Below are 16340 nucleotides of genomic sequence, written 5' to 3' on the forward strand. Positions count from 1 at the left end.
AATCGGCCCGAAACCGCAGAATGATCAACCTTTCGAGCTTCATCGCCTTCCATGCCCGGCGGACGCCGGACCGGCCCGCGCTGAAATACCGCGGCGAGGAGATCGCCTATGCCGTGTTCGACGCGCGTATCCGGCACGTGGCCGGCTGGCTCGCCGCGCAGGGCATCGGCGCCGGCGATGTCGTGGCTGTGCTGATGAAGAACAGCGTGGCATTCCTGGAGCTGGTGTTCGCGACCAGCCATCTCGGCGCGGTGTTCCTGCCGATCAATTTTCGTCTGTCACGCGACGAGGTCGGCTACATCGCTGGCAATGCCGGCGCTCGGCTGTTGATCGCCGATGAGGAACTGGCCGCGAATGCAGCAGGCGCGAAGATCGTCGTGCTGAACGAAGCTGCGCAGCAGAGCGTCACGCACCTCGCGGGCGACGCGCCGCCCGCCCCGATGCATGTCCGCCAGCCATCCGACCTGATGCGGCTGATGTACACCTCGGGCACGACCGACCGTCCCAAGGGCGTGATGCTCTCTTACGATAATTTCTACTGGAAGTCCGCGGACCAGACCATCGCGCTCGGCCTTAGCGCAGAAACGCGCCTTCTCGTCGTCGGCCCGCTCTATCACGTCGGCGCGCTGGACCTGCCTGGCATCGCCGTGCTCTGGCATGGCGGCTTCATCCGCATCGAACGCAATTTCGAGCCAGAGACCGCGCTGGCGGCAATCGCGGAGGACAAGCTCAACGCCGCGTGGTTCGCGCCCGTGATGACCACGGCGATGCTGACCTGCCCTACCCGCGACCGCTACGACGTCTCGAGCCTGACATGGGCGATCGGCGGCGGTGAGAAGACGCCGGAAGTCCGCATCCGCGCCTTCTCCGAACACTTCCGCAACGCGCGCTATATCGATGCCTATGGCCTCACCGAAACCGTCGGCGGCGACACTTTCATGGACGCCGGCCGCGAGATCGAGAAGATCGGCTCGACTGGCCGCGCCATCGCTCATGTCGGGATCGAGATCCGCGACGAGGACGGCAATGCGCTGCCGCCGAACGTCAATGGCGAGATCTGCCTGCGCGGCCCAAAGATCACGCGCGGTTATTGGAAGGATCCAGAGAAGACGGCAGCCGCCTTCTTCGGCGACTGGTTCCGCAGCGGCGACGTCGGCTACCTCGACGACGACGGCTTTCTGTATCTGACCGACCGCAAGAAGGACATGATCATCTCCGGCGGCGAGAACATCGCCTCCTCCGAGGTCGAGCGCGTCATCTACGATCTGCCTGAAGTGCGCGAGGTCGCCGTGATCGGCCTGCGCGATCCGCGCTGGGGCGAGCGGCCCGTGGCCATCGTTGTGCTCGCAGAAGGCGCGCGCCTCGAACTGCCTGCCCTCACCGAACATTGCCGCGCGCGGCTGGCGAGCTTCAAGGTGCCGAAGCAGCTCGTCATCCGCGATAGCCTGCCGCGCAATCCGAGCGGAAAAATCCTCAAGCGCGTGCTGCGCGCGGAGCTGGAGACGTCCGAATGACGCAAGCGAATGCCAAAGTGACAAAACTCAATCGCGTCGAGCGCAATGCCTGGACCAAGCAGAAAATTTTTGACTCCGCGACAAAAGTCGTCGGCAAGCACGGCTATGCCGAAGCCTCCGTCGCCCGCATCACGGAAGAAGCCGGCGTCGCGCAAGGCACCTTTTACAATCATTTTGAGAACCGCCAGGAGCTGCTCGACCAGCTCTTGCCGAAAATCGGCCTCGACATGGTCGAGTTCATCCGCGCCCGCACCGGCACGGCGGATGCGGCGCGGCAGGAGATCGCGCGCTTCTCCGCCTTCTTCGACTTCATCCGCGAGGTCCCGGAATTCCTGCGCATCCTCAACGAGGCCGAATTCTTCGCGCCCATTGGCTACCAGAAACATCTCGACAACATCTCGGTCGCCTATGTCCGGATTCTGCGCCGCGCACGAGGGGCTGGTACGATCGAGGATTACAGCGACGAGGAATTCGAGGCCATCGTCCACATGCTGATGGGCTCGCGCGGCTATCTCAGCCGCCGCTACTCCTATTCAGCCGAAGGCGTCACCGCCGTGCCAGACCACGTCATCTCCGCGTATCGCAAGCTGATGACACGCGGCCTCTTCAGTTCACCCGGAGATCAGGAAAAGCCATGAACATCGCATCTCCGCACCATCCGCTCGACCTTGCTTCTGCGATCGCCGAGGGCGATATCCGCTGCCTGCTGATGGTGCTCGTGCACATGACAGGCGATGCGAAATGGCTGGAGCCGCCGTACCTGCCCAAGCGCGACATCCGCCTCATTCCCGATCCCGAAGCCGGCGTGCCGCGCGAGATCCAGGACGAAATCCGCGCCGCTGTCGTCAAACTGTTTGCCGACGGTACGCCCAAACCCGTCATCACCGATCCCGGCGAAGAGCTGCTTTTGAAGATGATGCGCGCCTGCCTCGGCGAGAACGTCGCGCCGGAATATGCGCCCTTGATGCGCGAGGAGATGGGCTTTGTGGCGCGCGAGCCGCAATGGACCAAACGTCCCTCCGACGAGACGCTTGCCGGGCAACACGTGCTGATCGTCGGCGCCGGCGTCTGCGCCATCGCGCTCGGCGTGGCGCTCGGCCACCTCGGCATCCCCTACACCATCGTCGAGAAGAACGCCGAACTCGGCGGCACCTGGTGGATCAACCGCTATCCCGGCTGCGGCGTCGATACGCCGAACCATTCCTATTCGTACTCGTTCGGCTCGGGCAATGCCTGGACGCGCTATTTCTGCCAGCGCGAGGAACTGCTCGGCTATTTGCTGAAGGTGGCCGACGAATACGGCATCCGCAAACATCTGCGCGTCAACACCGAGCTGACCGCGTCACGCTGGGACGAAGGCAAGCGGCGCTGGATCTCGACGCTGAAGACGAAAGACGGCGAAGAGACCTTCGAATCCACCGCGCTGGTCTCGGCCATCGGCCAGCTCAACGATCCCTCCCGCGCGCATTTCAAGGGCGAGGACAATTTCAAGGGAACGATCCTGCATTCGGCGCTGTGGTCCGACGATATCAACATCGACGGCAAGCACGTCGCCGTGATCGGCACCGGTGCAACATCGATGCAGCTGGTGCCGGCGATTGCCGACCGCGTCGCCTCCATCACGGTCTATCAGCGCAGCGCGCAATGGGCGCGGCCGGTGAAGGGCTATGCCGATCCGATCAATGAGGGCGCGCGCTGGCTGCTGGCGCATCTGCCGTTCTATGTGCAGTGGTACCGCTTCAACATGTTCTGGCGTTACGGCGATGGGCTGCTGCCGTTCCTGCGCAAGGACCCGGCCTGGCCGCATCCCGAGCGCGCCGTCAACAAGGGCAATGACCGGCACCGCCAGGAGCTGACCGATTTCATCCTCACCGAGCTGAAGGACCGTCCGGACCTGATCGCCAAATGCGTGCCGACCTATCCGCCCTATGGCAAGCGCATCCTGCTCGACAACAACTGGTTCAAGACATTGACGCGGGACAATGTCGAGCTCGTCACCGACACGATCGACCGCTTCGACGCAAGCGGCATCGTCACCGCCGACGGCAAGCACCGCCCCGCCGATGTCATCGTGGTTGCGACCGGCTTCAAGGTCACGGAGATGGCGGCGCGCCTCAATATCAGCGGCCGCGGCGGCAAGGATTTGCGCGAGGTATGGGGTCACGACAACCCGACCGCATTCCTCGGCCTCACCGTGCCTGACTTCCCCAACTTCTTCTGCATGCTCGGTCCGAACTCCGGTCCCGCCCATGGCGGCAGCGTCATCTTCCAGTCGGAATGCCAGAGCCGCTATATCTCGGCCTGTCTCGCCGATATGATCGAGCACGACGTCGCCGCGATCGACGTCCGCCCGGACGTGCTCGACGACTATGTCCGCAAGGTCGATGCCGAGCACGAGGGCATGATCTGGACCCATCCGGGCATGAGCACCTATTATCGCAATTCGAGCGGCCGCGTGTTCTCGGCGATGCCATGGCGGTTCGTGGATTACTGGCGCATGACGCATGATCCCGATTTGGGGCAATACCGGCTGACGAAGGGGTGATTGTTACCGCCACCGCCCAGCTATGGCGTTGGCGCCGCGCTCTCACCACCTCGTCATTGCGAGCGCAGCGAAGCAATCCAGAAATCTTTCCGCGGCAACACTCTGGATTGCTTCGCTGCGCTCGCAATGACGGAACTGGCGGCCTGTTACGCGGCCAGCCCGCTTCCGACCGGCGCGAATTCCAGCCCGAGGCTTTCCGCGACTGCCTTGTTGGTGATGCGGCCGCGATGGACGTTGAGACCGTTGCGCAGGTGCTGATTTTCCAGCACCGCCGCAAAGCCCTTGTTGGCCAGCGTCAATCCAAATGGCAGCGTCGCATTGTTCAGCGCCTGGCTGGACGTCACCGGCACCGCGCCCGGCATGTTGGCGACGCAATAATGCACGACGCCGTCGACCTCGTAGGTCGGATCGGTGTGCGTGGTCGCATGCGAGGTCTCGAAGCAGCCGCCCTGGTCGATCGCGACGTCGACCAGCACGGCTCCGGGCCGCATCGATTTGAGCATCGCGCGCGTGACAAGCTTTGGCGCGCTCGCACCCGGCACCAGTACCGCACCGATCACGACGTCGGCGGCGAACACCTCCTCCTCGACCGACTCGATCGTGGAGAAGCGGGTGCGCACGCGTCCGGCAAAGAGATCATCGAGCTCGCGCAACCGTGGCAGAGAACGGTCGATCACGGTGACTTCCGCGCCAAGCCCTGCGGCCATCCGCGCAGCCTGCGTTCCCACCACGCCGCCGCCGAGCACGACGACCCGTGCCGGCTGCACGCCGGGGACGCCGCCGAGCAGCAGCCCGCGGCCGCCGGCCGATCGCTTGAGCGCGGCGCCGGCTGCCTCGATGGCGAGGCGGCCGGCGACTTCGCTCATCGGCGCAAGCAGGGGGAGGTGACCGGCCGCGTCGGTGACGGTTTCATAGGCGATCGCCGTACAGCCGGAGGCGAGCAGGCCCTTGGCCTGCTCGGGATCCGGCGCAAGATGCAGGTAAGTAAACAGGATCTGGCTTTCGCGGAGCTGGGCCCACTCGCTTGCTTGCGGCTCCTTCACCTTCACGATCATGTCGGACTTCGCAAAGATATCACGGGCGTTCTCCGCGATCGCCGCCCCTGCCCGCCGATACACCTCGTCAGGCGCGCCGATGCCGCTGCCGGCGCCGGTCTCGACCGTCACCTGGTGCCCGGCCGCGACATATTCGCGAACGGCGCCCGGGGTCAGCCCGACGCGATATTCCTGCACCTTGATCTCCTTGGGCACACCGACACGCATCTTGGGGCTCCTTCCAACCTCTTGATTCTCCTCTTCATCGTAGCCATCGGACCAGTTTGGTTTCGTGCAAATATCAGCTAATTTCGCGCTCCCCGCGCCGGTTTCCGGCGCGGAATCCCCGTTTCACGCTGGAAACAAAACATTGGCCCTCGACCGGAAAGATCTCGCCATCCTCGCGGAACTCACCACCAACGCGCGGGCGAGCCATACCGAGCTTGCCACCAAGGTCGGGCTGTCGAGCACGGCGCTGGCGCGGCGGCAGAAGGCGCTGGAGGACGACGGCTACATCCAGGCCTATCAGGCCGCGCTCGACCTCTCCCAGTTCGGCCTCACCACCACGGTGCTGGTTCGCATCGCGCTGGAGAGCCAGAGCGACGAGGCGCTCAAGGCGTTCGAGGCGGAGGTGGTGAAATGCCCCTCCGTCGTGCGCTGCTTCCTGATGTCCGGGACCGACGACTACATCCTGATCGTGCTTGCCCGCGACATCCAGGATTTCGAGCGCATCCACCGCACCGAACTGTCACGCCTGCCGCGCGTGGCGCGGGTGCAATCGAGTTTCGCGCTGCGCGAAGTCGTCAACCGCGCGGTGCCGACCGTGGTGTTCGGCGAGGTGAAGCGGTAGCCGAGTCGCTCGTCGTCCGGACTGCGCTGTCAAGCGCACCGCTTCACAGCGGCTTTCATTCCATCATCAAAGATAATTGAGGCGCCGTCTCAACCCAATGGTTGAGGCAGAACGGGCGCGTTCATCCGACCCAGAAGATGGGGCGCGAGGCATAGCCGGTCTCGCGCACCCTTCATACAACCAGATAATATTTGGGGTCTTCGATGTTCAAATCCAGCCGCCGTCTCTTCATTCAATCGGTTGCATTCGGTGCCGGTGTTCTCGGCGCCGCCAAATCCGCGCTCGCAGCGCCGGACGGACATGCCGCCGGCTACGACGTTGCTCCCGCATCCGAGTTCCTGAAGACAATCCCGCGAAAATCCGGCGATCCCATGGTGTTCACGGCCTCGCTCGACAAGGGACCGATCAAGGCCACCTCCGGCGGCTGGGCGCGCGAAATCACGACCCGCGGCCTTCCGCTCGCGACCGGCATTGCCGGGGCGCATCTGTTCGTCAACGCGGGCGGCGCCCGGGAAATGCATTGGCACAATTCGGCCGAGTGGGCCTATGTCGTCGACGGCCATTGCCAGGTGACGGTGGTCGATCCCGAGGGCCAGCTCGAAATCGTCAATCTCGCACCCGGCGATCTCTGGTACTTCCCAAAAGGCCACAGCCACGCCATCCAGACCCTTGGGTCCTCCCCCTGTCACGCCATCCTCGCCTTCGACGACGGGCTTTACTCCGAACACGGCACGTTCGGCATCAGTGACTGGATGAGCCGCTACGACGCGCCCACCCTGTCACAGGCTCTGGGCGTTTCCGCGGAGATGCTGGGCGCCAATCCGAAGGCCGAGACGTACATCATGCAAGGCGAGGTGCTGGCGCTCGACGGCCCGCAGGCGAAGATGGCGCGTCCGCTGGAGCGCGACCGGACCCACCGTTTCCCGCTGATGTCGCAGAAGCCGCGCGTGAGCACGGCCGGCGGCCAGCTCTACGTGGCCTCCGCCAAGGAATTCCCGGTCTCGAGCGCAATGACCGGGATCGTGCTCAAGCTCAAGCCGGGCGCGATGCACGAGCCGCATTGGCACACCGATGCCAACGAGTGGCACTATGTGCTGAAGGGACGCACGCGCGTCACCCTGTTCGCGTTCGACAAGCGCGTCGCCGTCGCGGAACTGTCGGCCGGGGAATGCGCCTATATCCCCAGCAACTGTGGACATTCCATTCAGAACATCGGCAACGAGGACGCCGAAATCGTTGGTGCGCTCGACAGCGGCGCATACCACGAAAGCAGTCTGGGCGACTGGCTGGCCAAGGCGCCGCGGCACCTGCTCGCCAACAATTTCGGCGTTGCGGAGGCGACGGTGGCAAATTTCGGGCGCAGGCGCATGGTCATCGCCAACGCGAGCTGACCGCCTCGTCACGCGCGAACCGCTGTCATCCAATTGTCATCGAATGTGCCGAGAGCTGTGCGTCTCGCACATTCGGGACAGACAATGGACTATTTCAAGCGCTTCAACTTCCTGTTCGCCGCCCCCGTGTTCGACGCCGACGACCTCGAGGGCGTCCGCTTCAACCAGATCATCGAGGAGATCCAGCGCTCCGGCTTCGAAGTGGTCCGGGCCCGCAAGCTGGAGGACGCCGAGATGGCGGTGCAGACCGACGCCGCGATCGGCTGCATGGTGGTGGACTGGGGCAAGAAGGGGCTGGAAGGCAAGACCTCGGCGCTGATCAATCTGATGCGGCGCCGCGGCCTGGACTTCCCGATCATCCTGCTGATCCGGCGCAAGCGCTTCGAGGATTTGCCGGTCGAGGTGCTTGACTTCATCGACGGCTATGTCTTCCTGTCCGAGGAGACGCCGACCTTCATCGCCAAGAATCTGATCAGCCGGCTCAAGCAATATGCCGAGACGCTGAAGACCCCGTTCTTCGGCGCGCTGGTCGACTATGCCGAGGAAGGCAACCAGCTCTGGACCTGTCCGGGCCACAATGGCGGCGTGTTCTACAACCGCAGCCCGATCGGCCGGGTCTTCGTCGAGCATCTCGGCGAATCCGTGTTTCGCGACGACCTCGACAATTCCGTGCTCGATCTCGGCGACCTCCTCACCCATGAGGGCCCGGCGCTGAAGGCGCAGAAGGAAGCCGCCGCGATCTTTGGCGCGGAAAAGACCTATTTCGTGCTCAACGGTACTTCGACCTCGAACAAGGTCGCGCTCGGCGCGCTCGTCACCGACGGCGACCTCGTACTATTCGACCGCAACAACCACAAGGCCGCCCATCACGGCGCGCTGATGATCAATGGCGGCATCCCGATCTACGTGCCGACCATCCGCAACGCGTGGGGCCTGATCGGCCCGATGCGCTGGGACGTGCTCGACGAAAAGGCGCTGCGCGAAGCGATCCGCAACCATCCGCTGGTCGCGGACAAGGACGCCTGGCGCAAGGAGCGGCCGTTCCGCGTCGCCGTGGTCGAGCAATGCACCTATGACGGCACGATTCACAATGCCGAGATGATTTTGAAGCGCATCGGTCATCTCTGCGAATACATCCTGTTCGACGAGGCCTGGGCCGGCTTCATGAAATTCCACCCGCTCTATGCCGGCCGCTTTGCCATGGGCCTGTCAAATCTTCCGCCGGAAGCACCGGGCATCATCGCGACGCAGTCCACCCACAAGCAGCTCGCGAGCTTCTCGCAGGCCTCGCAGATCCACATCAGGGACCGCCACATCCGCGGGCAGAAGCGGCGCGTCGAGCACCGCCGCTTCAACGAAAGTTTTATGCAGCACGCGTCCACATCACCCTTCTACCCGCTGTTCGCCTCGCTCGATGTCGGCGCGCAGATGATGAAGGGCCGCTCCGGAGAAGTGCTGTGGGACGACACGATCCGCCTCGGCATCGAGCTGCGCAAGAAGATCCGGGCGATGCGCCGGGAATTCGAGGAGAAGGAGCAGAACCCGGATCGCCGCTGGTTCTTCGAGCCCTTCGTGCCCGATCGCGTTGCCATTCCCGACGTCAGCCGCCCCGGCGCCTCGCACAAGGTTGCCTGGGAAACGCTCTCGACCGACGAGCTCGCCACCAATCCCGCCTTGTGGCAGCTCTCTCCCGATACCAACTGGCATGGCTTTCCCGATCTTACGGAGGGCTTTGCCATGACCGACCCGAACAAGCTGACGCTGCTCACGCCCGGCTTCGACCGCGCCACCGGCGCCTATGCCGAGCACGGCATCCCCGCGCCCGTGGTCGCGCAATATCTGCGCGAAAACCGCATCGTGCCCGAGAAGAACGACCTCAACTCCCTGCTCTTCCTGCTCACCCCCGGCGTCGAAGCGAGCAAGGCCGGCACGCTGATCTCCGGCCTCGTCGCGTTCAAGAGGCTGCACGACGACAATGCGCTGCTGGCGGACGCGATCCCGGAATTCTACCAGCGGCGGCAGGCGCGCTATGCTGGCGTGCGGCTGCGCGATCTCTGCGGCGAGATGCACCGTTTCTTTCGCGCCGCCGACGTCAGCGCGCTCCAGGCCCGGCAATTCATGCCCGAGCACATGCCCGAGATTGCGATGTCGCCCCGCGATGCCGCGCGCTATCTGTTCAAGAACGATGTCGACTATCTGCCGATCGAGGCAATCGCCGGCCGCATCGCCACCACGCCCTTCGTCGTCTATCCGCCCGGGATCGCCACCATCGTGCCCGGTGAACGGTTGACGGAACGGGCCAAGCCCATGGTGGATTATCTGAAAATGTTCGAAACCTGCTTCAACACATTTCCGGGTTTCGAAGTGGAGATCCAGGGCATCTACAAGGAGATTGATGCACAAGGCCGCATCGGGCTCTATACCTACGTCGTTGCCGAGTAGGTGCCGATGAACGAGACTGCGAATGCGCGCCCGGACGACGAACCTGTCCTGATCCGCCCCTCACGCGAGAGCGATGTCGAGGCGATGCTGTCGATCTACCGCCATCACGTCCGCAATGGCGTCTCGCGCGATGTCGAGGGAACCGGCGCGCCTGAGCCGGACGATCTGCGCGACCGCCGCAAGAATCTGAAGCAGACCCGCCTGCCGCATCTGGTCGCAACCTATCGCGGCGAGGTCGTCGGCTATGCCTATGCGGTGCTGTTTCGCAAGCGCCCGGCCTATCGCTACACGGCCAAGCACTCGATCTACGTCCATCACGAGCATCTCGGTCGCGGCGTCGGACGGCTGCTGCTCGGAGAGATGATCGATGCCTGTGCTGCGGCGGGCTTCCGCCAGCTGATCGGCTATATCGACGCCGACAATGCGCCTTCGCTGGCGCTGCACGAAAAATTCGGCTTCGCGCGCGCCGGCCTGCTCTGCGGCGTTGCCTATCGCCACGGCCGCTGGTCGGACACCGTCATGGTGCAACGCTCACTCGGCGCGGGCGTCACCACGCCACCGCCTGTCGCGGCGCCGGGTCGGTAGACCTTACGACGAAAAGTCAGACGGTCTGACCTGGATGCGGTCGGCATGCAGCGACCAGTGATGCAACGCCTGGTCCTTGCAGAATTTTGCCTTCGCCCGCTCCGTGGCTTCGTTCTCGTCGGTGGCGTCGATCTCGAGCGTACCCTGACAAACTTCGCACTGCCGGCCGTACTCCCCGAGCACGTCCTTCATGAACCTGACGACATAAGTTGACATGGGACCTCCTGCTGCCCGGCAGCACTCTAATCCCATTTAGCCGGAATGCGGGAGGGGGATTTTGACGCGGATCAAGGGCAACTCCCTCCGAGAGCGGGATTGCGATCTATACAAAATATTGTATAATTAAGTTATGAAGCCGATCGAGTTCCGAGGCACCGCACTGGACGATCTTCGCCAATTTCCTGGTACGGCGCGGCGCCAAGCTGGTTTTCAACTCGATCAGGTTCAACGCGGGCGTCAGCCCGACGATTGGAAGCCGATGAGCAGCATCGGCCAGGGCGTGCAGGAGATACGAATTCGCGATGAAACGGGAGCGTTCAGGGTCCTCTATGTCGCGAAGTTTGAACGTGCCGTCTACGTACTGCACTGCTTTCAGAAGAAAACCCAAAAGACAAGCAAAGCGGATTTGGACGTCGCGCGACTGCGCTACGGAGATTTGCGGAAGGAATTGAATCGATGACCAAGAAGCGCTTCACCAGTGTTTGGGACGCGATCGAAGATACGCCGGCGGAGGCCGCAAACATGAAGCTCCGCTCGGAATTGATGCTGGCGCTGCGAGATCACATCGCCGGCATGAAGCTCAATCAGTCGGAAGCCGCCAAGCTGTTTGGTGTCACCCAGCCTCGCGTCTCCGACCTGATGCGCGGAAAGATCGAACTGTTCGGTATCGATACTCTGGTCAATATGGCCGTCGCCGCCGGACTCAAGGTCGAAGTTCGGGTCTCGGACGCGGCTTAGGGTCGGCGTCACGCCGGTGGAGGCGGACGATCGAAGGCTGACGGGACAGGTCCGATATCACCCCTTACGTCGTGATATCGAGCAGTGAATCTGTCGTTTCGGAATAGGCCTGAATGACCTTCGCATTGGCAATGAAGCTATACTTTGCGGTCGCCAGCTGAACGAATTCGTTGGCGAGATCGACATTCGGCGCGGCGACCAGGCCGTTCTGGTTTGCAAAGGGAGCGCTCGGGTCGGACTGCGCGGTATAGCTCGGCGACACCGTCGACACGGTCGCGACCGTCCCGCCGGGCGTCGAGCCGCTCGATTGGGAGACCTGATCGACTCGCAGCGGCACATAGGCCGCGGGAAATGTCGGAGCAATGCCCCCACCAGCCGATGTGCCCGATCCGTCTGATGCTGGCAGCGGGCCGGTCGTGCTAACGTTGGCGATATTGCTCGCGGCCACGCTCACGCGCAAACTCGCCGCAGAAAGTCCAGAGGTCGCAATTGAAAGTATGCTCATGCCTCCTGATCTACAGGACAAGTCATACGCGTTCACTTACGCCATCAGTAAAATCCGCCGCTTTCTGTTTTCATCCTCGTAACCACCGATCGGAGCGCGATCGAACCTCGCGCGCCCCTACCCCGGCGTGACGCCAAAAGCCTGCTTGAAGCGCTCGACGTAGCGCGGCCAGACCTCGGGATTGATGATGCGCGGCGGGCGCTTGCCGTCGAGCGTCGCCAGCACCTGCTCGGCGGCGATGCGGCCCATGTTCTGGCGCGCCTCAATGGTCACGCCTGCGGTGTGTGGGCTGGCCAGCACGTTGTCGAACTGGAGCAGCGGATGCTCCGGAGGCGGCGGCTCCTTGGACCAGACGTCGAGGCCGGCACCGGCAATGCGCTTGTCGCGCAACGCTTGGAGCAACGCATCCTCGTCATGGATGAAACCGCGCGCCGTGGTGATGAAGTACGCATGCGGCTGCATCAGCGCGAACTCACGCGTGCTGATCATGTTGCGGCTCTTCTTGTCGAGCGGACAGGAAATCGAGACGAAATCGGCGCGGCGCAAGAGCTCGTCGAGCTCGACCTTCTCGCCGCCCCGCTCGGCCATCACCTCGGCCGTCAGGTATGGATCGTAGGCCAGCACCTTCATGCCGAACAGGCCTTTGCACAGCGCGGCGATGCGGCGGCCGACATTGCCGAGGCCGATAATGCCGACGGTCTTGTGTTCGATCTCGTTGCCGACGAGCTCGTTGCGGTTGACGTTGGACTCCCTGCGGAGCTTGCGATCGGACTGGATGATGCGCTTGGACAGCGTGAGCATCATCGCCAGCGCATGCTCGGCGACGGAATGGGCGTTGCCGCCGGACTGGTTGACGACCAGCACACCCGCATCCGTGCAGGCCTCGACATCGACGGGGTCGAAGCCCGCGCCGTTGCTGGACACCAGCAGGAGGTTCGGCGTGCGCTTCAGGAGGGCGGCGTCGACATGGAAATGCGGTGCCAGTTCATCGCGGGCAGCACCGATCTGGTAGACATGGGCGGCGCTCAGGATCGGCGCGTAAAAGTCTTCGGGGCTTTCGTTCTCGATGCGGTCGAGCCGGACGTCGGGCCGCGCCTTGAGGATGTCGATATAGATCGGATTGGCCAGATATTTGACGTAGAAGACGCGCTTGCTGTTGACGGACATCAAAACCCTTCCGGCTCTCTCAAGGGAGGCCCGCAAGGTCAGCGCGACGCGCGCCCGTCCATGCCTTCCTCCCGTTTTTCGTTATCGCCACCTTATGACATGGCGATGCCGGCCACGACAGGCCGTCTGGCGCAGATCACGGTGACGGCCCGGACATGTTGACAATCTCGCCCGCTCCGTCAAGTTCGGCAGACCGCCGCGACGGCCGAAGACCAAGAAGCATGCGCGGCTCAAGGGAGAACGCAATGGCGATTGCGGAGCAGCAGACTCAGGCGACACAAGCGGCTGGCGAAAGAAGCTGGCATAGTATTGTCCTGCAAACCCTGAAGCGGAACGAGATCAGCCTGGTCCCCTACGTGCCCGACCGGGTGCTGACGCCGCTGATCAAGAATTTGCACGCCGATCCCTTCTTCACCACCTTTGCCACCGCCCGCGAGGAAGAGGCCGTCGGCATCGTCTCCGGTGCCTGGATGGGGGGACGCCGGGCTGCGGTGCTGATGCAGACTTCGGGCTTTGCCACGCTCGCCAACGTGCTCGCCTCGCTCGCGGTGCCCTACCAGATCCCCCTGATCATGTTCGTCTCCGAGCGCGGCACGCTCGGCGAGTTCAACTATGGCCAGTCGCTGGTCTGCCGCACCATGCGCCCGGTGCTGGATTCGCTGGCGCTGGAGCACCACACCATCACAAGGCTCGACGAGCTCGAATTCATCGCCGACCGCTCGATCAAGCAGGCCGTCACCACGCAGGCCCCCGTGGCGCTGATCCTCAACCCGCTGCTCACCGGCGGCAAGACGTTCGACAAGTGAGGCCTGCGATGAACACGCGCAATACCAAGGTCATGAACCGTTTCGACGTCACCTCGCGTCTGATCGCAAAGCTCAAGCACGAGGAAGCGGTGATCGGCGGCATCGGCAACACCAATTTCGATCTCTGGGCCGCCGGCCACCGCCCACAGAATTTCTACATGCTGGGCAGCATGGGCCTCGCCTTCCCGATCGCGCTCGGCGTGGCGCTGGCGCAGCCCGACCGCCGCGTGTTCGCACTCGAAGGCGACGGCTCGCTCTTGATGCAGCTCGGCGCGCTCTCGACGATTGCGATGTTGAAGCCCAAGAACCTCATCATGATCGTGATGGACAACGGCATCTACCAGATCACCGGCGCGCAGCCGACCCCGGCCGCCAGCGTCGCCGACATCGTCGCCATCGCCACCGGCTCGGGTCTCGCCAGGAGCTCCTGGGCCGCGGACGAGGAAGATTTCGAGCGACTTGTCGACGAGGCGATGTCCGCCTCCGAGCCGAGCCTGATCGCCGTCCGCATCGACGACAAGCCGGGCGTCGGCACCACAAGGCGCGATCCCGTTCAGATCCGGGAGCGCTTCATGCACGGCCTTGGCGTACGCGAGCCACTTTAACGTTTGGTCATTAACTACACGGCGATCTGATCCGCAGCCCGCAACAGGCTCTGCAAATCCGTGCTAAGCGGTGCGGATGTCCATTTTGGTCCGTTTCTTTGCCTGGCTCCTTGCAGCCGCCGTCACTTTCGCGACCCTCGGCCCGCCCGGCCTCCGGCCCCATTCCGACCTCGGCCAGGACGGCGAGCATGCGCTCGCCTTCATCCTGGTTGGATTGGCTTTTGGCCTCGCCTATCGGAGCCGTCGCTGGGCCGTCGCCGCCATGGCGGTGGTCCTGATCGGCGTGCTGGAGCTGATGCAATTCTGGGCGCCGGGACGACATGCGAGACTGGAAGACTTTCTGGTCGATGCCGGCACCGCGTGCATCGGCTTTGCGCTCGCTGCCACCGTCGATTGGGTCATGGCGCGCTTCCGCGCAACTTCACCCCTGACGAGCGAAGGCCCCGCGGAGTGATACTCCGCAGGGCCCGTTTCTCTTAAGCCGATGCTTGCGCCGATCAGTCGATGATCTTGACGACGCGGCGCGTACGCGGCTCGACGATTACACGGCGATCGTTCACGACCGCATAGCGATACTCGGTGTAGTTCGGCACGGGACGCAGCACCACGGTCGGGGGCAGCGGCTCGCCGACCACGACGCGCTCCTCGACGACGACAGAATCGCTGCGGGGGATGCCGCCCAGGATCGCATTCGGGATTTCGAGGCCGGCGCCGACGGCCGCACCGACGGTGCCGCCGACCATCGCGCCGATCGGGCCGCCGACGTCGCCGCCCGCGCGCGCGCCGTCCCTGGCGCCCTGTTCGGTCGTCGACTGGGCAAAGGCTGCACTCGACGCCAGCAGCGAGGCGGCAGCCAACGTAATCGCAAGACGGGTTTTCATGTCCACACGCTCCAGTGTTTGTTGATGCGCCTTCAACCGCGGGACCGGAGCATTGTTCCAGTTCCGCAGCGGTGAAAAATGCACCGCTTTCGGAGAGTGTTACCCGGTAACAGTTCAGCCGGCGGCGATCTCGTGGCCCGCCATTAGTTCCAGCGCGCGCACCATCGCGGAGTGATCCCAGCCCTTGCCGCCATGCGCGGTGCATGACGAGAACAATTGCTGCGCCACCGCCGTGCTCGGCAGCGACAGTCCGAGCGCACGCGCGCCTTCCAGCGCGAGGTTGAGGTCCTTCTGGTGCAGCTCGATGCGGAAGCCGGGATCGAAATTGCGTTTCACCATGCGCTCGCCATGCACTTCGAGAATCCGCGACGAGGCAAAGCCGCCCATCAGCGCCTTGCGCACCAGCGCGGGATTCGCTCCGGCCTTGGACGCGAACAGCAGCGCTTCGCTCACCGCCTCGATCGTCAGCGCGACGATGATCTGGTTGGCAACCTTCGTCGTCTGGCCGTCGCCATTGGCGCCGACATGCGTGACGTTCTTGCCCATCTTGTCGAAGATCGGCTTCATGGTGCCGAAGGCGCGCTCCGGCCCGCCGACCATGATGGTGAGGCTCGCAGCTTTCGCCCCGACCTCCCCACCTGACACCGGCGCGTCGAGATAGTCCGCCCCCAGCGCCTCGATCTTTTTTGCGAACTCTTTCGTCGCCAACGGTGAGATCGAGCTCATGTCGACAACGATCTTGCCCTTGGAGATGCCGCTCGCAACGCCGTCCTTGCCGAACAGCACCGCTTCCACATGAGGGGTGTCAGGCACCATGATGATGACCGCATCCGCCTCCTCCGCGACCTCCTTGGCCGATTTGCAGGCGATGCCGCCGGCGGCGATCAGCTCAGGCGCGACCGGTGCGACGTCATGCAGGAGCACGCGATGGCCCGCAGCCAGAAGATGGCCGGCCATCGGCCGTCCCATGGTGCCAAGTCCGATGAAGCCGATGTCGATCATGGTTCAACCTTCTCTAGTTGCATAAGCGAAGTTCATCCGCGGGCTCCCTGCACCTC

At 63.7% G+C, this 16340-nt stretch carries 18 protein-coding genes; 12 read left to right on the forward strand and 6 right to left on the reverse strand.

Annotated elements, in window-relative coordinates; genetic code table 11:
• The first annotated feature begins 20 nt into the window (after positions 1-20).
• Genes AC1RR3_RS21360 through AC1RR3_RS21370 form a run of 3 tightly spaced genes read left to right on the forward strand, consistent with a single transcriptional unit; the run spans position 21 to position 4059 of the window.
• Positions 21-1514: an AMP-binding protein gene (locus AC1RR3_RS21360; RefSeq protein ID WP_492825103.1), complete on the forward strand. Its 1494-nt coding sequence runs from the start codon at positions 21-23 to the stop codon at positions 1512-1514.
• Complete coding sequence (locus tag AC1RR3_RS21365; RefSeq protein ID WP_492825104.1) at positions 1511-2152, forward strand: TetR/AcrR family transcriptional regulator; 642 nt, start codon at positions 1511-1513, stop codon at positions 2150-2152. The genes AC1RR3_RS21360 and AC1RR3_RS21365 overlap by 4 nt, the downstream gene beginning before the upstream one ends.
• Entirely contained in the window at positions 2149-4059 is a 1911-nt protein-coding gene (locus tag AC1RR3_RS21370; protein ID WP_492825105.1) for a flavin-containing monooxygenase, read from the forward strand. Before AC1RR3_RS21365 ends, AC1RR3_RS21370 begins: the two co-directional genes overlap by 4 nt.
• Before the next feature lie 146 nt (positions 4060-4205).
• Here AC1RR3_RS21370 and ald read toward each other — a convergent pair whose 3' ends face one another.
• Complete coding sequence (gene ald, locus AC1RR3_RS21375) at positions 4206-5321, reverse strand: alanine dehydrogenase (RefSeq protein ID WP_492825106.1); 1116 nt, start codon at positions 5319-5321, stop codon at positions 4206-4208.
• 142 nt (positions 5322-5463) lie between these two features.
• Between ald and AC1RR3_RS21380 the strand changes: the two genes are divergently transcribed.
• The 4 genes from AC1RR3_RS21380 to AC1RR3_RS21395 all read left to right on the forward strand — a co-directional run bounded on the left by AC1RR3_RS21380 (position 5464) and on the right by AC1RR3_RS21395 (position 10361).
• Positions 5464-5943, forward strand: a complete 480-nt coding sequence (locus AC1RR3_RS21380) for an Lrp/AsnC family transcriptional regulator (RefSeq protein WP_492825107.1) — start codon at positions 5464-5466, stop codon at positions 5941-5943.
• Positions 5944-6146: 203 nt separating this feature from the next.
• Entirely contained in the window at positions 6147-7334 is a 1188-nt protein-coding gene (locus AC1RR3_RS21385) for a cupin domain-containing protein (protein ID WP_492825108.1), read from the forward strand.
• 84 nt (positions 7335-7418) lie between these two features.
• Positions 7419-9776, forward strand: a complete 2358-nt coding sequence (locus tag AC1RR3_RS21390; RefSeq protein WP_492825109.1) for an Orn/Lys/Arg family decarboxylase — start codon at positions 7419-7421, stop codon at positions 9774-9776.
• 6 nt (positions 9777-9782) lie between these two features.
• Positions 9783-10361 (forward strand): GNAT family N-acetyltransferase, encoded by a 579-nt coding sequence (locus tag AC1RR3_RS21395; RefSeq protein WP_492825110.1) that lies wholly within the window; start codon positions 9783-9785, stop codon positions 10359-10361.
• 3 nt (positions 10362-10364) lie between these two features.
• Here the strand turns inward: AC1RR3_RS21395 and AC1RR3_RS21400 are convergent, their stop codons facing one another.
• Complete coding sequence (locus AC1RR3_RS21400) at positions 10365-10577, reverse strand: hypothetical protein (protein WP_492825111.1); 213 nt, start codon at positions 10575-10577, stop codon at positions 10365-10367.
• A gap of 133 nt (positions 10578-10710) precedes the next feature.
• Between AC1RR3_RS21400 and AC1RR3_RS21405 the strand changes: the two genes are divergently transcribed.
• Positions 10711-11040, forward strand: a complete 330-nt coding sequence (locus tag AC1RR3_RS21405; RefSeq protein WP_492825112.1) for a type II toxin-antitoxin system RelE/ParE family toxin — start codon at positions 10711-10713, stop codon at positions 11038-11040.
• The gene (locus tag AC1RR3_RS21410; protein WP_492825113.1) at positions 11037-11318 is read left to right on the forward strand and encodes a helix-turn-helix domain-containing protein; all 282 of its coding nucleotides are present in this window, start codon (positions 11037-11039) and stop codon (positions 11316-11318) included. The genes AC1RR3_RS21405 and AC1RR3_RS21410 overlap by 4 nt, the downstream gene beginning before the upstream one ends.
• Positions 11319-11382: 64 nt before the next feature.
• Here the strand turns inward: AC1RR3_RS21410 and AC1RR3_RS21415 are convergent, their stop codons facing one another.
• Positions 11383-11823 (reverse strand): flagellar basal body rod protein FlgC, encoded by a 441-nt coding sequence (locus tag AC1RR3_RS21415; protein ID WP_492825160.1) that lies wholly within the window; start codon positions 11821-11823, stop codon positions 11383-11385.
• 117 nt (positions 11824-11940) lie between these two features.
• Positions 11941-12990 (reverse strand): hydroxyacid dehydrogenase, encoded by a 1050-nt coding sequence (locus AC1RR3_RS21420; RefSeq protein WP_492825114.1) that lies wholly within the window; start codon positions 12988-12990, stop codon positions 11941-11943.
• 245 nt (positions 12991-13235) lie between these two features.
• On the opposite strand from AC1RR3_RS21420, the gene AC1RR3_RS21425 reads away from it, so the two are divergent.
• The 3 genes from AC1RR3_RS21425 to AC1RR3_RS21435 all read left to right on the forward strand — a co-directional run bounded on the left by AC1RR3_RS21425 (position 13236) and on the right by AC1RR3_RS21435 (position 14855).
• Complete coding sequence (locus tag AC1RR3_RS21425) at positions 13236-13796, forward strand: thiamine pyrophosphate-binding protein (RefSeq protein ID WP_492825115.1); 561 nt, start codon at positions 13236-13238, stop codon at positions 13794-13796.
• An 8-nt stretch (positions 13797-13804) separates the two neighbouring features.
• Entirely contained in the window at positions 13805-14401 is a 597-nt protein-coding gene (locus AC1RR3_RS21430) for a thiamine pyrophosphate-dependent enzyme (protein WP_492825116.1), read from the forward strand.
• Positions 14402-14477: 76 nt separating this feature from the next.
• On the forward strand, positions 14478-14855 hold the full coding sequence (locus tag AC1RR3_RS21435) for a VanZ family protein (protein ID WP_492825117.1): 378 nt from the start codon (positions 14478-14480) through the stop codon (positions 14853-14855).
• A 43-nt stretch (positions 14856-14898) separates the two neighbouring features.
• Here AC1RR3_RS21435 and AC1RR3_RS21440 read toward each other — a convergent pair whose 3' ends face one another.
• Together AC1RR3_RS21440 and AC1RR3_RS21445 are read right to left on the reverse strand one after the other, a co-directional pair.
• The gene (locus AC1RR3_RS21440) at positions 14899-15282 is read right to left on the reverse strand and encodes a DUF1236 domain-containing protein (protein WP_008141154.1); all 384 of its coding nucleotides are present in this window, start codon (positions 15280-15282) and stop codon (positions 14899-14901) included.
• Positions 15283-15396: 114 nt separating this feature from the next.
• A complete protein-coding gene (locus AC1RR3_RS21445; protein WP_492825118.1) occupies positions 15397-16284 on the reverse strand; it encodes a 2-hydroxy-3-oxopropionate reductase in 888 nt (295 codons plus the stop codon).
• Between the last annotated feature and the right edge of the window lie 56 nt (positions 16285-16340).

Source organism: Bradyrhizobium sp. GW821-FHT13H05 (assembly GCF_058804065.1).

Bases quoted from the DNA above. Each gene is read 5' to 3' on its own strand.
- AC1RR3_RS21360 (WP_492825103.1), top strand. From the start codon at position 21: ATGATCAACCTTTCGAGCTTCATCGCCTTCCATGCCCGGCGGACGCCG.
- AC1RR3_RS21365 (WP_492825104.1), top strand. From the start codon at position 1,511: ATGACGCAAGCGAATGCCAAAGTGACAAAACTCAATCGCGTCGAGCGC.
- AC1RR3_RS21370 (WP_492825105.1), top strand. From the start codon at position 2,149: ATGAACATCGCATCTCCGCACCATCCGCTCGACCTTGCTTCTGCGATC.
- ald (WP_492825106.1), bottom strand. From the start codon at position 5,321: ATGCGTGTCGGTGTGCCCAAGGAGATCAAGGTGCAGGAATATCGCGTC.
- AC1RR3_RS21385 (WP_492825108.1), top strand. From the start codon at position 6,147: ATGTTCAAATCCAGCCGCCGTCTCTTCATTCAATCGGTTGCATTCGGT.
- AC1RR3_RS21390 (WP_492825109.1), top strand. From the start codon at position 7,419: ATGGACTATTTCAAGCGCTTCAACTTCCTGTTCGCCGCCCCCGTGTTC.
- AC1RR3_RS21395 (WP_492825110.1), top strand. From the start codon at position 9,783: ATGAACGAGACTGCGAATGCGCGCCCGGACGACGAACCTGTCCTGATC.
- AC1RR3_RS21400 (WP_492825111.1), bottom strand. From the start codon at position 10,577: ATGTCAACTTATGTCGTCAGGTTCATGAAGGACGTGCTCGGGGAGTAC.
- AC1RR3_RS21405 (WP_492825112.1), top strand. From the start codon at position 10,711: ATGAAGCCGATCGAGTTCCGAGGCACCGCACTGGACGATCTTCGCCAA.
- AC1RR3_RS21410 (WP_492825113.1), top strand. From the start codon at position 11,037: ATGACCAAGAAGCGCTTCACCAGTGTTTGGGACGCGATCGAAGATACG.
- AC1RR3_RS21415 (WP_492825160.1), bottom strand. From the start codon at position 11,823: ATGAGCATACTTTCAATTGCGACCTCTGGACTTTCTGCGGCGAGTTTG.
- AC1RR3_RS21420 (WP_492825114.1), bottom strand. From the start codon at position 12,990: ATGTCCGTCAACAGCAAGCGCGTCTTCTACGTCAAATATCTGGCCAAT.
- AC1RR3_RS21425 (WP_492825115.1), top strand. From the start codon at position 13,236: ATGGCGATTGCGGAGCAGCAGACTCAGGCGACACAAGCGGCTGGCGAA.
- AC1RR3_RS21430 (WP_492825116.1), top strand. From the start codon at position 13,805: ATGAACACGCGCAATACCAAGGTCATGAACCGTTTCGACGTCACCTCG.
- AC1RR3_RS21435 (WP_492825117.1), top strand. From the start codon at position 14,478: ATGTCCATTTTGGTCCGTTTCTTTGCCTGGCTCCTTGCAGCCGCCGTC.
- AC1RR3_RS21440 (WP_008141154.1), bottom strand. From the start codon at position 15,282: ATGAAAACCCGTCTTGCGATTACGTTGGCTGCCGCCTCGCTGCTGGCG.
- AC1RR3_RS21445 (WP_492825118.1), bottom strand. From the start codon at position 16,284: ATGATCGACATCGGCTTCATCGGACTTGGCACCATGGGACGGCCGATG.